12 protein-coding genes and 1 pseudogene are annotated in these 14,235 nt (G+C 67.4%); 8 read left to right on the top strand and 5 right to left on the bottom strand.

All coding sequences use genetic code 11. The annotated features are described in order from the left end of the window. From B4A72_RS04935 to B4A72_RS04925, 3 genes are all read right to left on the bottom strand, one after another. Window positions 1-1,866 (bottom strand): propionyl-CoA synthetase (locus B4A72_RS04935; RefSeq protein ID WP_292958015.1); only part of this gene is annotated, 1,866 nt, incomplete at its 3' end. 281 nt (window positions 1,867-2,147) lie between these two features. Further along, a complete protein-coding gene (locus B4A72_RS04930) occupies window positions 2,148-2,456 on the bottom strand; it encodes a hypothetical protein (protein WP_292958017.1) in 309 nt (102 codons plus the stop codon). A gap of 9 nt (window positions 2,457-2,465) precedes the next feature. Then, window positions 2,466-4,745, bottom strand: coding sequence for an NADP-dependent malic enzyme (locus B4A72_RS04925; protein ID WP_292958019.1), 2,280 nt, complete (start codon window positions 4,743-4,745; stop codon window positions 2,466-2,468). Window positions 4,746-4,874: 129 nt separating this feature from the next. On the opposite strand from B4A72_RS04925, the gene B4A72_RS04920 reads away from it, so the two are divergent. The 6 genes from B4A72_RS04920 (at window position 4,875) to B4A72_RS04895 (ending at window position 10,420) form a co-directional block, all read left to right on the top strand. Beyond that, window positions 4,875-5,270, top strand: a complete 396-nt coding sequence (locus tag B4A72_RS04920) for a cytidine deaminase (RefSeq protein WP_292958021.1) — start codon at window positions 4,875-4,877, stop codon at window positions 5,268-5,270. Next, window positions 5,267-6,553, top strand: coding sequence for a thymidine phosphorylase (locus B4A72_RS04915; RefSeq protein WP_292958023.1), 1,287 nt, complete (start codon window positions 5,267-5,269; stop codon window positions 6,551-6,553). The genes B4A72_RS04920 and B4A72_RS04915 overlap by 4 nt, the downstream gene beginning before the upstream one ends. Beyond that, window positions 6,546-7,733 (top strand): phosphopentomutase, encoded by a 1,188-nt coding sequence (locus B4A72_RS04910; protein ID WP_292978177.1) that lies wholly within the window; start codon window positions 6,546-6,548, stop codon window positions 7,731-7,733. Before B4A72_RS04915 ends, B4A72_RS04910 begins: the two co-directional genes overlap by 8 nt. After that, a complete protein-coding gene (locus tag B4A72_RS04905; RefSeq protein WP_292958027.1) occupies window positions 7,730-8,689 on the top strand; it encodes an adenosine deaminase in 960 nt (319 codons plus the stop codon). The genes B4A72_RS04910 and B4A72_RS04905 overlap by 4 nt, the downstream gene beginning before the upstream one ends. Beyond that, entirely contained in the window at window positions 8,686-9,318 is a 633-nt protein-coding gene (upp, locus tag B4A72_RS04900) for a uracil phosphoribosyltransferase (protein ID WP_292958028.1), read from the top strand. The genes B4A72_RS04905 and upp overlap by 4 nt, the downstream gene beginning before the upstream one ends. Window positions 9,319-9,508: 190 nt before the next feature. Continuing rightward, complete coding sequence (locus B4A72_RS04895) at window positions 9,509-10,420, top strand: SPOR domain-containing protein (protein ID WP_292958030.1); 912 nt, start codon at window positions 9,509-9,511, stop codon at window positions 10,418-10,420. A gap of 123 nt (window positions 10,421-10,543) precedes the next feature. On the opposite strand, the gene B4A72_RS04890 is transcribed toward B4A72_RS04895, so the two are convergent. Then, the gene (locus B4A72_RS04890) at window positions 10,544-10,696 is read right to left on the bottom strand and encodes a hypothetical protein (protein ID WP_292958032.1); all 153 of its coding nucleotides are present in this window, start codon (window positions 10,694-10,696) and stop codon (window positions 10,544-10,546) included. A gap of 121 nt (window positions 10,697-10,817) precedes the next feature. After that, window positions 10,818-12,062 (bottom strand): tyrosine--tRNA ligase, encoded by a 1,245-nt coding sequence (tyrS, locus tag B4A72_RS04885; RefSeq protein ID WP_292958034.1) that lies wholly within the window; start codon window positions 12,060-12,062, stop codon window positions 10,818-10,820. 59 nt (window positions 12,063-12,121) lie between these two features. On the opposite strand from tyrS, the gene B4A72_RS04880 reads away from it, so the two are divergent. Continuing rightward, window positions 12,122-13,222: an anhydro-N-acetylmuramic acid kinase gene (locus B4A72_RS04880; RefSeq protein ID WP_292978176.1), complete on the top strand. Its 1,101-nt coding sequence runs from the start codon at window positions 12,122-12,124 to the stop codon at window positions 13,220-13,222. Between the two features lie 99 nt (window positions 13,223-13,321). Further along, window positions 13,322-14,235 (top strand): annotated as a pseudogene (locus B4A72_RS04875) (hypothetical protein); the annotation flags it as partial.

Genomic DNA, 14,235 nt, shown 5'->3' with positions numbered 1-14,235 from the left:
GCGCAGGGCCGTCGCGATCTCGTCGAGGATCGCGGGGTCATCGATGGTGGCCGGCGTCCCGACATCTTCTCCATCAGCGATCCGGGCCATGGTCGCGCGCAGGATCTTGCCCGAGCGCGTCTTGGGCAGGCGATCCACGATGCAGGCCAGGCGAAAGGCCGCGACCGGGCCGATACGGTCGCGAACCAGACCCACCACCTCGCGCAGCACCTGATCCGGCGGGTCATTCACGCCCTTCTTCAGACACAGAAGGCCCAGCGGCACCTGACCCTTCAGAGGATCGGCAACGCCGATCACCGCGCATTCCGCGACCGCCGGATGGCTGGCCAGAACCTCTTCCATCGCGCCGGTGGACAGGCGGTGGCCGGCCACATTGATCACGTCATCGGTGCGCGCCATGACATAGAGATAGCCGTCCTCGTCCAGATAGCCGGCATCGCCGGTCTCGTAATAGCCGGGGAAATGCGCCAGATAGGCTTGTCGGAACCGGTTCTCGGCATTCCACAATGTCGGCAGCGTGCCGGGTGGCAGCGGCAGTTTCAGCGCAATCGCGCCCAGCGTGCCGGGGGCGACCGGCTGGCCGCCTTCGTCCAGGACCTGCACGTCATATCCCGGCATGGCGACGGTCGGGCTGCCGGACTTGACCGGCAGCCGTTCGATCCCCAGGGGGTTGGCCGCAATGGCCCATCCGGTTTCGGTCTGCCACCAATGATCGATCACCGGCACGGTCAGGTGATTTTCGGCCCATTCGACGGTATCGGGATCGGCGCGTTCGCCTGCCAGAAACAGCGCCTTGAGGCAGGACAGGTCATAGTCGCGGATCAGCTGGCCCTTGGGATCCTCGCGCTTGACGGCGCGGATCGCGGTGGGCGCGGTGAAGAAGGACTTGACCCCATGATCCTGGATCACTCGCCAGAAGACGCCGGCATCGGGGGTGCCGACGGGCTTGCCCTCGAACACGATGGTGGTCGCGCCCGCGATCAGCGGACCATAGCAGATATAGCTGTGGCCCACGACCCAGCCGACATCCGATGCGGCCCAGAACACATCTCCGGCCTCGATCGCGTAGATGTTGTGCATCGACCATTGCAGCGCGACCAGATGACCCGCCGTATGGCGCACCACGCCCTTGGGCTGACCCGTCGTGCCCGAGGTATAAAGGATATAGACCGGGTGATGACCCTCGACCGGCACGCAATCGGCGGGCGCGGCGTCGCGCGTGACCCGGTCCCAGTCGAGATCGCGATCCGCGATCAGTTCGGCCGGCTGCTGTTCGCGTTGCAGGATGATGCAGGAATCGGGCTTGTGCGAAGCCTGATCGATGGCCCGGTCCAGAAGCGGCTTGTAGGCGACGATGCGCCCCGGCTCCAGCCCGCAGGACGCGGCTATGATAGCGCGGGGCCGGGCGTCGTCGATGCGCACGGCCAGTTCATGCGCCGCGAAGCCGCCGAAGACGACCGAATGGATCGCCCCCAGCCGCGCGCAGGCCAGCATCGCCTCCAGCGCCTCGGGAACCATGGGCATGTAGATGATGACGCGGTCGCCTTTCCCGACGCCAGCGGTGCGCAGCGCGCCTGCAAGGCGGGCCACGCGGTCGCGAAGCTCGGCATAGGTGATGCGCTGGATGCTGTCGGTGATGGGGCTGTCATGGATGATGGCAAGGCGGTCGCCGTAGCCGGCCTCGACATGACGATCCACGGCGTTCCAGCAGGTATTGACCATCGCTTCCGCGAACCATTCGCCCGCCGGGCCATCATCGGAATAGGCGCGGCCGGGCGCGCGGTCCCAGTCGATCGCCTGCGCCGCGCGCATCCAGAACCCCTCCGGATCGGATTTCCAGCCCGCATAGATGTCCTTGTAGGCCATGACGTCCTCCTTCTCCCTGGGACTTGTTATGGGGCAGCACGGAGGCTGTGCAACCATGTTAGCGGCATCCCCGGCGGGACGGTCCAGGAAAGCGGCGTGAATTGCGCCGGGTGCGGCTGCGGTGGCCGGATCGTGGCGGGCCGGACCAGCGCCCGACTTTCTTTCAATGCCCTCCGCGCCCGTCACCGGCGGCAGCCGCGGCCCTTTGATCTCGGCTTGCCCGCGCGGCGTTGCAGGGCCCGGCTGTGGGGGCGAGACCGCTGATCTGGGCGGGCAGGCTTTCATCCCAGCGGCGGAAAGCGGCCAGGACACGCAGCGGCCTCGGCGATCTGATCCCAGCTTTTGCCGGCGGCGCGCAGCGAGTCGATGCTCGGGCCGTCGGGATCGCCATGGATCGCGATGCTGCGGGCGGCGATGCGGCTGCGCAGCGGTTCGGGCGTCAGCGCCTTGTAGCGGGCCGACAAGGCCCGGCGTTCGGCGTGAAGCCCGCGCGCGATCTCTTCGGCGGCAAGACCCGCGGCGCGCAGATCATCAGCCCGCCGCGCCAGCGCCCGAACCTGTTGTTCGTATCGCGCGCGCAGGCCGGGCATCACCGCGCCTCAGCTGTAATGCGCGACCGGGGTTCCGGCCAGCACGCTCATGTTCAGCAGGCCGCGGGGGGTGATCGAGGGCGTCACGATATGGGCGCGGTTGCCCATGCCCATCAGGATCGGCCCGACCTCCAGCCCGCCGGCGCGCATCTTCAGTGCGTTCCTGACGCCCGAGGCCGCATCCGTGCCCGCAAAGACCAGCACGTTGGCCGCGCCCTGCAGCCGCGATCCGGGGAAGATGCGTTCGCGCAGTTCGGGATCCAGCGCGGCATCGACATGCATCTCGCCGTCGTACATGAAATCGGGTTCGCGTGCGTCCAGCAGCGCCATGGCCTCGCGCATCTTGCGGCCGGTATAGGTGTCGAGATTGCCGAATTGCGAATGGGCGCAGAGTGCGATCTTGGGCGTCAGACCGAAGCGGCGGACATGGCGTGCGGTGCCCTGGACGGCTTCGGCCACCTGTTCCGGCGTGGGATCGTTGTGGCATTGCGTATCGGCGATGAACAGCGGGCCGTCTTCCAGGATGATCATCGACAGCGCCCCGACCGGATGCAGCCCGTCGCGCGCCAGGACATGGCGGACATATTGCAGATGCCAGCTATACTGCCCGAACGTGCCGCAGATCATGCTGTCGGCCTCGGCGCGATGGACCATGACCGCGCCGATGGCGGTTGTGTTGGTGCGCATGATCGCCCGCGCAATATCGGGGCTGACCCCCTGCCGTGCCATCAACTGGTGATAGGTTTCCCAGTAATCGCGATAGCGAGAATCGCTTTCGGGGTTCACGATCTCGAAGTCGCGGTCGGGCCGGATCGGCAGGCCGGCGCGTTCGGCCCGCATGGCGACGACCTCGGGGCGGCCGATCAGGATCGGCTTGTCGGTGGTTTCCTCCAGCATCGCATTGGCCGCGCGCAGCACACGCTCGTCCTCGCCCTCGGCGAAGACGATGCGCCGTTCCGAGGTGGCCGCAGCCTCGAAGACCGGGCGCATGATCAGGGCCGAGCGGAAGACCGATCCGTCCAGCTTGCGCTTGTAGGCGTCCAGGTCGTCCAGCGGACGGGTCGCGACCCCGGATGCCATCGCTGCCTTGGCGACCGAGGTCGAGACGACCCCGACCAGGCGCGGATCGAAAGGTTTCGGGATCAGGTATTCGGGGCCGAAGGTCAGCGTCTCGCCGCGATAGGCGGCCGCCGCCTCGGCGGCGGTGGTGGCGCGGGCCAGGGCCGCGATACCCTCGATACAGGCCAGTTCCATCTCGTCGTTGATCGTTGTCGCGCCCACGTCCAGCGCGCCGCGGAAGATGAAGGGAAAGCACAACACGTTGTTGACCTGGTTGGGATAATCGCTGCGACCGGTGGCGATGATGGCGTCGGGGGCGACGGCGCGCGCATCCTCGGGCAGGATTTCGGGCATCGGGTTGGCCAAGGCGAAGATCACCGGCCGGCTGGCCATCCTTGCCACCATCTCGGGCTTCAGCACGCCGGGACCGGACAGGCCAAGGAACAGGTCGGCCCCCTCGATCACCTGATCGAGGCTGCGCAGATCGGTCGGCTGGCCATAGGCCGCCTTTTGCGGGTTCATGTCCTCGGCCCGGCCCTCGTGGACCAGCCCGTGAATGTCGCAAAGCCAGATGTTTTCGCGCCTGACGCCCAGCTTCAGCAGCATGTCCAGACAGGCGATCCCCGCCGCGCCGCCGCCGGTCGAGACGACCTTGATATCCTCGAACCGCTTGCCCGCGACATGCAGCGCGTTGGTCGCCGCGGCGCCCACCACGATGGCGGTGCCGTGCTGATCGTCGTGAAAGACCGGGATGTTCATCCGCTCGCGGCACAGCCTTTCGACGATGAAGCAGTCCGGAGCCTTGATGTCTTCCAGGTTGATCGCGCCGAATGTCGGTTCCAGCGCACAGACGATATCGGCCAGTTTCTCGGGATCGGCCTCGTTCACCTCGATGTCGAAACAGTCGATATTGGCGAATTTCTTGAACAGGACCGCCTTGCCTTCCATCACCGGTTTGGAGGCCGCGGCGCCGATATTGCCCAGGCCCAGAACGGCGGTGCCATTTGTCACGACGGCGACCAGATTGCCGCGCGCGGTATAGCGGCTGGCGGTCGCCGGATCGGCCTTGATTTCCAGGCAGGCTTCGGCCACGCCGGGCGAATAGGCCCGCGACAGGTCGCGGCCATTGGCCAGCGGCTTGGTCGCGCGGACCTCCAGCTTTCCGGGGCGCGGAAATTCGTGGTAATCCAGCGCGGCCTGCCGCGCGCTGTCCTGCCGGCGTTCTTCCATCTCTGTCCCCCTCCGCAAGCCGAATTTGGTTCACCGTTAAACCATTTGCGGCGCCGGGAACAGGCGGCATCGGCTTGCGTTCGCCCCCGTCGGGGCGCAAGACTGCCTCAACGAAATCAGGGGGTGACGATGTCGCTGCTGGATGCTGCGCAAGAGGTCCGCGAAGCGGCCTATGTGCCATATTCGAAGTTCAAGGTCGGCGCGGCGATACGCGGCGCATCGGGCCGGATCTATCGCGGCTGCAACGTCGAGAACGTGGCCTATCCCGAGGGCACCTGCGCCGAGGCCGGAGCCATCAGCGCCATGGTCGCGGCCGGCGAGACCCAACTGGTCGAGGTCGCGGTCATCGCCGATGCGCCCGCCCCATGCCCGCCCTGCGGCGGTTGCCGGCAGAAACTGGCCGAGTTCGGGCGCGCCGACACCCCCGTCATCATGGGCACGGTCGACGGAGCCCGCCAGACCACCACGATCGGCGATCTGCTGCCCGGCCGATTCGATGCGGGCCACATGACCCGGGCCGGATGACCGATCCGCGCCCCGTCATCGCCGCGCTTCGGGATGGACGCGGGCTGGATGGCCCCGGCGCCACGCTGATCGCGCAGGGGCTGGCGGACGGATCCGTCAGCGACGCGCAGGCAGGCGCCTTCGCGATGGCGGTCCTGACCCGTGGCACGGGCGAGGCCGGGCGCGTGGCGCTGACCCGCGCGATGCGCGATTCGGGGCATGTGCTGCGATGGGATCTGCCGGGGCCGGTCGTCGACAAGCATTCGACCGGCGGCATCGGCGACACCGTCAGCCTGATCCTTGCGCCGCTGCTGGCGGCCTGCGGGGTCTATGTGCCGATGATCTCGGGTCGCGGGCTTGGTCACACCGGCGGCACGCTGGACAAGCTGGAGGCGATCCCCGGCTTCGTCTGCGACCAGCCCGAGGACGATTTTCGCCGCATCCTGCGTGAAACCGGCTGCGCCATCGTCGCGGCAACGGGCGATATCGCGCCCGCAGACCGCAGGCTCTACGCGATCCGCGACGAATCCGCGACGGTCGGATCAATCGACCTGATCACCGCCTCGATCCTGTCGAAAAAGCTGGCGGCGGGGCTGGAGGGGCTGGTTCTGGACGTGAAGGCCGGATCGGGCGCGTTTCTGCAATCACCCGATCAGGCGAGAGCCTTGGCGCAATCGCTGGTCCGCACCGCCAATGGCGCGGGATGTCGCTGTTCGGCGCTGATTACCGATATGGATCAGCCGCTCGCGCGATCGGCCGGAAACGCGCTGGAAGTGGCCGAGGCGATCCGTGTCCTGCGCGGCGAAGGCGGCGCCTTGCGTGATCTGGTGCTGGAATTGTCGGCAGAGGCCTTGCGCCTTGCCGGGCAGGGGGGCGATCCTGCCGCGCAGCTGGATGCGGGCGCGGCGGCCGAGGTCTTTGGCCGCATGGTCGCGGCGCAGGGCGGGCCGCGCGATCTGCTGGACCGGCCTGCGGCGCATTTGCCGACCGCGCCTGCCTGCCATCCGGTTCCTGCGCCTGCCGGTTCGGTCGATGCCATCGATGTCGCGGCGCTTGGTCATGCTGTCGTGGCGCTTGGCGGTGGCAGGGTGCGCGCCGGTGATGCGATTGATGTGCGTGTCGGCCTGTCGCGGCTTGCCAAACTGGGCGAGGCGGTCGGTCCGGACCGGCCCCTGGCCATCGTCCATGCCGCCGACGAAACCGCCGCCGAGATCGCCGTCGCCGCGGTCGCGGCCGCCTACCGGATCGGGGACGGGATTGCGCCCGGTCCGCTGATCCGCGAAAGGCTGGACACAGATGACTAGCAATCGCGCCTTTCTGATCGTGATGGACAGCGCCGGTATCGGCGGCGCCCCCGATGCGGCACGGTTCTTCAACGAGGGGCGGCCCGATACCGGCGCGAACACCATCGGCCATATCGCGCAGGCCCGCCCCTTGGCCATGCCGCATCTGGACCGTCTGGGGCTTGGCGCGGCGATCGGGCTTGCCAGCGGATTGACGGTGCCGGGGCTTTCCGCGCAACCGCAGGGCCTGTGGGGCGCCGCGACCGAGATCTCGGTCGGCAAGGACACGCCGTCGGGACATTGGGAAATGGCGGGCGTGCCGGTGCCGTGGGATTGGCATTATTTTCCCGACACGCAGCCCGCCTTTCCGCCGGCGGTGACGGCACGTTTGTGCCAATTGGCCGGAACCGCGGGGATCCTTGCCAATTGCCACGCCTCGGGCACCGAGGTGATCGAGCGGTTCGGGGCCGAACATATCCGCAGCGGCTGGCCGATCTGCTATACCTCGGTCGACAGCGTGTTGCAGATCGCGGCGCATGAACAGCATTTCGGCCTGGACCGGCTGATTGCGCTGTGCGAGGGAATCGCCCCCATGCTGCATGACATGCGCGTCGGCCGCGCCATTGCCCGGCCGTTTCTGGGCGAGGCGCCGGGCCGGTTCCGCCGCACCCCCAATCGCCGCGACTTCGCCATCGCGCCGCCCGCCGATACGATCCTCGACATCGCGGCGGCGGCGGGGCGCGTCACCCACGGCATCGGCAAGATCGGCGATATCTTCAGCCATCGCGGCATCGCGCATCTGTGGAAGGGCAAATCCGACGCCGATCTGGCCGAACAGCTGATCGACCTGGGCCGAAAGGCCGAACCGGGCAGCCTGACCTTCGCCAATTTCGTCGAATTCGACACGAATTTCGGGCACCGGCGCGATGTTGCCGGCTACGGCCGGCATCTGGAATGGTTCGATACGGTGGCGGGCCGGCTGATCGAGGCTTTGCGGCCCGGTGATCTGGCGATCTTTACCGCCGATCACGGCAACGATCCGTCGTGGCATGGCACCGATCACACGCGCGAACGGGTGCCGGTGCTGGGGCACGGGCTGGGCAGGCGGCCGGTCGGGCAGGTGGGGTTCAGCGATATCGGCGCCTCGGTCATGGACCATCTGGATCTGCCCGCGCCGCAGCATGGAAGGTCGTTTCTGTGAAGAAGATCGAATTGCACCTGCATCTGGAAGGCGCGGCCCCGCCCGATTTCATCCGCGCGCTGGCGGCTGAAAAGCGCGTCGATCTGCCCACGATCTTTGACGCGCGGGGCCAGTATGCCTATGCCGATTTCAACGACTTCCTGCGCGTCTACGAGGCCGCGACCAGCATTCTGCAGGGCCCGCGCGACTATGCCCGCCTGCTGGCCGAAGTGCTGGAACGCAGCGCCGAGACGGGCGTGATCCATACCGAGCTTTTCGTCAGCCCAGAATTCTGCGGCGGCGGCGATCTGGCCGCATGGCGCGATTACCTGGCCGCGATGACCGAAGTCGCGGACCAGATGCGCAAGCAGGGCATCGACAGCCGCGGCATCGTCACCTGCATTCGTCATTTCGGCGCCGATCGCGCCCGCAGATCGGCGGTCTGCGCGGCCGAAACGGCGGGCGGCTGGATCACCGGCTTCGGCATGGGCGGCGCCGAGACGACGGGCCGCGCCACCGATTTCGCCTGGAGCTTCGATTGCGCGCGCGAGGCCGGCCTGGGCTTGACCTGTCATGCCGGTGAATGGGGCGGGCCGGACAGCATCCGGCAGGCGCTGTCGCTGGGTGTCAGCCGCATCGGCCACGGCGTCCGCGCCATCGAAGACGACGCGCTTGTGCGCGATCTGGCCGAACGCGGGACGGTGCTCGAGGTCTGTCCCGGCTCGAACATCGCGCTTGGGCTGTGGAATTCCTGGGACGCCCATCCCATCGCGCGGCTGGCCGATGCGGGGGTGAAAGTGACCGTCTCGACCGACGATCCGCCGTTCTTTCACACCGACATGGGCAAGGAATACGACCGCCTTGCCGATGCCTTCGGCTGGGGCGAAAAGGACTTCCTGCAGATCAACCAATGGGCAGCCGAGGCCGCCTTTTGCGACCCCGAAACCCGCGACCGGCTGAGAAAGGAATTCGCGTGACCGATCCCCACCTGAGTGTCGTCAAGCATCCGCTGATCCAGCACAAGTTGACGATCATGCGGCAGAAGGACGTCTCGACCGCCACCTTCCGCCAGCTTCTGCGCGAGATCAGCCTGCTTCTGGCCTATGAGGTCACGCGCGAACTGGAACTGACCGACATCACCATCCAGACCCCGATCTGCGAGATGCAGGCACCGACGCTGGCTGGCAAGAAGCTGGCGCTGATCTCGATCCTGCGGGCCGGCAATGGTCTGCTGGACGGTATCCTGGAGCTGATTCCGTCGGCGCGGGTGGGATTCGTCGGTCTTTACCGCGACCCCGAGACGCTGAAGCCGGTCGAATATTACTGCAAGGTGCCCAGCCTCGATGAGCGGATGACCATCGTCGTCGATCCGATGCTGGCCACGGGCAATTCCTCTGTCGCGGCGATCGACATGCTGAAATCCCGTGGCGCAAGGAATCTGCGTTTCCTGTGTCTTCTGGCCGCGCCAGAGGGCGTTCGCAGGATGTATGAGGCCCATCCCGATGTGCCGATCTGGACCGCCGCGCTGGACCAGCGGCTGGACGATCACGGTTACATCGTGCCCGGTCTGGGCGATGCGGGCGACCGGATGTTCGGCACGAAATAGGACCGCGTTAACAACCGTTTCAGGCTTTTGCCCTATCCCGTGACATGAAGGGTCGAATCGCGGGTGATTTATGCGGGTGCTGGTCGGGATCTTGTTGTGGATGATGGCGGCGGGGCCGGTCCTGGCTGCGCCGGCACCGCCGCCTCCCGAGGATTTTGCGGCCCTTCAGTATATCGACGGTGCCGGATGCGTGTTTCGACGCGCGGATGGCGAATGGATACCGAAGCTGGACAAGACCGGGGTGCGGATCTGCGGATTTCCTCCGACATTCTCGACCCGGCGCACGGATCCTGAAACGGACCGCGTGCTTCCGCTGGGCGAGGCAAAGGTTCCGCCCAGCCCCGAGGATCGGTTGATCCAGGCCCTGGCTTTCGGGCTTCGCGCGGGCGAATTCACGGCCGACCCCCGTGTGGCGCAGCCGATCGCCGCGCCTGCCGAGGCATCCGGCCAACAGGCCTTCGCGCGCGACTTGGACACGGTGATGACGAAGGAAGCAGAGGTTCGGGCCGCGATGGCCGCGATGCAGGACGCGCCCGACGGATTGTGCGAAAAGCTGGGCTATGTGGCCGATCCGGGTGCCGCGCCGGTGCTGGGGCAGGATGTCACGCTTGGCCTGTGCGCGGGAATGCGGCCGGTCACATTGTCCGCGCGGGTTCGCCGGGGCGCGATGGAAGGCGAGGCCGACCCGCAGGATGCCGGACAAACAGGGCGCAGGACATCGCCGGCTGTCGCCGGCTCATCCATTCGCCGGGACCGGCGTCCCGCCGCGTCGCGGCCGCCGGACAGGGCCGCCAGGAAAGCTGTCGCCAGCTCCGGCCCGGCCCGCAGATCGCGGGCCGCGACCGTGGCAGCGGATCGTGTCGAAATGATTCCGGCCTCGGCCCGCTATGTCCGGATCGGAGATTATGCGGCGGAGGCGAATGCGGCCGGCGCGATCCGGCGGCTTTCCGATCTTGGCTATCGCGTGGCGCAGACCTATGGCCGACGGGGCGGGATCAGGGTTCGGATCATCCTTGCAGGGCCGTTTCGCGACCGCCGCTCGCTGGTCGAGGCCCTGAATCATCTGCGCCGCAACGGCTATCCACGCGCTGTGGCCCGATAGGGCACTGACTGCCACCGGACCAGATCCGCGGACGGAGGCGGGACATGCAAGGCCGCGACGCAAGGCATCGGATCGAAAAGATGGACTGACCAGGCTCAGATCCCGCAGATCGGCCTGCCGGGATCAGACCGGCTTCAGGGCATCAAGTTCGGTCACGATCGCGCGCCGGATCGGCGCGGGCCGCGCGGCAGCGACCGCGGCATCCGAAGCCGCGGCTTCCTTGCCCGGCTGGTCTGAAATCCGGGGCGCATCCGTCGATCGCTTGTCGTCGCTCATCTCGTCTCTCCATAGGAGGATTCTCTTGCAAGCAGGTTCAGATAGACGGCGGCGGCCGTGGATGCCAGAGCCATGACGCCGCGTCACAGCTCGAATGCGCGGTATTCGGCCCCATCGGGCCTCAGCCGATCCGGACCATCCGGTGTTTTTTCCTGCCCACCGATACCTTCATGCCATCGCCGATCATCGCCGATCCTATCGGCATCTGCGGATCGGTGACCGGCTGATTGTTCAACCGCAGGCCCCCTTCGGCGATCAGGCGCTTGGCCTCCTTGCCGCTGGACGTGATGCCGGCCTGAACCAGCATCTGAACGACCGACAGCCCGCCCGAAAATGCGTCCGCCGGCAATACCGCGACATCAAGATCGCCGCCCGCCCCGCCCTGCTCGAAGACTTCGCGCGCCGTCGCCTCGGCGCTGGCCGCGGCGTCGGCGCCGTGCAGCAGGGAGGTGACCTCGTTGGCCAGCAGGATCTTGGCATCGTTGATTTCCGAACCCTGCAGGGCGCCCAACCGGTCGCATTCCTCGATCGGCAATTCGGTGTAGAGCTTCAGGAACCGGCCCACATCCGCATCGGTGGTGTTGCGCCAGAACTGCCAGAAATCATAGGCCGACAGCATCGCACCACTGAGCCAGACCGCTCCACCCGCGGATTTGCCCATCTTGCGCCCGTCGCTGGTGGTCAGCAGCGGCGAGGTCAGCCCCCAGATCACCGCATCGTCCACCCGCCGGGTCAGGTCGATCCCGTTGACGATATTGCCCCATTGGTCCGATCCGCCCATCTGCAACTGGCATCCGTGCCGCCGGTGCAGTTCCAGAAAGTCGTAGGCCTGCAGGATCATGTAGTTGAATTCCAGGAAGGACAGCGATTGTTCGCGATCCAGCCGCGACTTCACCGATTCGAAGCTGAGCATTCGGTTGACGCTGAAATGCCGCCCGATGTCGCGCAGGAAATCGAGATAGTTCAGATCGTCCAGCCATTCCGCGTTGTTCAGCATCAGCGCCGCGCCGTCGCCATAATCGAGGTAGCGCGCGAAGACCTGCCCCATCCCGTCGATATTGGCCTGGATCGCGGCCGCATCCAGCAGCGGCCTTTCCTCTGACCGGAACGAGGGATCGCCGACCTTGGTGGTGCCGCCGCCCATCAGCGTGATCGGCCGGTTGCCGGTCTTCTGGAACCAGCGCAGCATCATGATGTTCAGCAGATGTCCCACATGCAGGCTGGCCGCCGTCGCATCATAGCCGATATAGGCCGTGACCGGCCCCGCCAGCAGCGCCCGGTCCAGCCCCTCGTGATCGGTGCAGTCGGCGACATAGCCACGGTCGATCATCACGCGCAGGAATTCGGATCTGGGCTGATAGGTCATGGGGTTTTTCCTCTGCGTCGCGGCGGATATACCGGCTGTGACGGAAAAGGAAAAGCGTGATGATCCGGGCTCTGGGAATGATGTCGGGAACCTCGATGGACGGGGTCGACGCCGCGCTGATCGACACTGATGGCAGCGATATCGCAGGCTTTGGCCGCAGCGGCTTTCTTCCGGTCTCGGACAACGAGGCCGCCATTCTCGACGCGGCGCGGGGCCTGTGGCCGGGCGATCCGGGCGTGGCGCACGCGGCCGCGATCTCTGAAACCGCACATGTCCAATTGGCGGCGGATTTTCCCGAGGCCCAGCTGATCGGCTATCACGGTCAGACCCTGGCCCATGATCCGCGGGGGCGCGGCACGCATCAGGCGGGCGACGGGGCGGCGCTGGCGCGGCGGATCGGGCGGCCGGTCGTGTGGGATTTTCGCAGCGAGGATGTACGACAGGGCGGCGAGGGGGCGCCGCTTGCGCCCTTCTTCCACTGGGCCTGCGCCAAATGGGCGATCGGGCAGGGCCATCTGCCGACCGCGCCGCTGGCCTTTCTCAATCTGGGCGGGGTGGGTAACATCACCTGGCTTGATCCGGCCGCCCCCGCGCCGCAGGCGGACGGGGCCTGTCTGGCCTTCGATACCGGGCCCGCCAATGCACCGATCAACGATCTGATGCGCGCGCGCCGGCGGCAAAGCCGCGACGAGGGCGGCGCCCTGGCCGCGGCAGGCCGTGCCGATTCGGGGGCCGTGGCGGATTTCCTGCGCCATCCCTTTTTCGACCGGAAGCCGCCGAAATCACTGGATCGCGACCAGTTCGCGGGCCTGGCCGCGGCCGTCTCGGGGCTGGCCGATGCCGACGCCGCCGCGACATTGGTCGCGGCGCTGGCGGGATCGGTGGCCGCGGCGTTCCGCTGGTTGCCGGCCGCGCCCGCGCTGGTCCTGGTCTGCGGCGGCGGACGGCACAACGGCGCGATCATGTCCGCCTTGCGCGATATCCTGCCCGCACGGGTCATGCCGGTCGAGGCGGCCGGACTGGATGGCGACATGCTTGAGGCGCAGGCTTTCGGCTGGCTGGCGGTGCGGGTGATGCGGGGATTGCCGACCTCCGGCCCCGGCACGACCGGCGTTCCGGCCCCGGCCTGCGGCGGTCGGATCAGTCATCCCCGGCTGTAGGATCGTGCAGCGTGGTCACGGGTTCGGGAACCCTGTCACGCCCTCGCGGTTGAGCCTGCGAAGCCGCAGCGGCGGCCCGAGGAAAATACGGAGGAAGACATGACCAGACATCTCTTGGGAAGCGTTGCTGCGCTGGCGCTTTTGACAGGCCCGGCCCTGGCGCAGGACCAGAACGCCCAGACCACCGGGACTGCCCCTGCGGCCGAAAGCCAGAATGCGGCAGTCAGCGGCGTCACCGTGCAGCAATGCGCGCCCAAGGTGACGGTTACGCAGACACCGCCGCAAGTCACCATCACCATGCCCGCCGACGCGGGCGGCGAGCCGATGGTTTCCGTCACGCAGGCCCCGCCCGAAGTCAGCGTCGAGGCGTGCGAGCCGACGGTGACCTTCGCCGATGGCGCTGGCCAGCAGGCGCAGATGAAGCCCGCCGAGGGCGAGCCCGAGGTGGTGGTCAACGCACCCGAAACGGCCGAGCTGACCGTGACGCGCCAGAACACCGGAACCGCCGGGGCGGACAGCAATGCCACGGCGACGGCTGCGGCGGATGGCGCACAAGGCGGCAATTCGGCAACCGCCGCAGGCGGAGGCGGAAATACAGCGGCATCGGACGCCGGCGGCGCGGCATCTGATACGGCCGCGTCACCTGATGCGGCCGGAAACGCGGCGGATGAAAACGCGGCACAGCCGGCAGGGGGTGCCGACCAGGCGTCAACTAGCCCGGCAGATGCAGGTGCTTCAGGACAATCGGCCGACGGCGCGGCTGCCGGAAATGGCACCGCAGCCGCGGATGGCGTTCAGGATGCAACCGCTTCCGACAGCTCGGTGTCACAGAATCCGGCGGATTCCGCCAGCGCAGGCGACACGACCAGCGGGGCGGATGAAGCGGCCGCGCCCGAAGGAAGCGCGCCGCCGGCGCCCGGCGGGAATGCCGGCGACGCCGGCGGACAACCGTCCGCGACGGTCGCGCCGACCACGGCCGCTCCGGACCAGGCCGCGAACGACAGCGCGGCGGC

It is taken from the genome of Paracoccus sp. UBA5162 (assembly GCF_002413585.1).
Lineage (GTDB): Bacteria > Pseudomonadota > Alphaproteobacteria > Rhodobacterales > Rhodobacteraceae > Paracoccus.
Note: the sequence above shows the minus strand (reverse complement) of the source record. Positions and strands in the feature narration are given on the sequence as shown.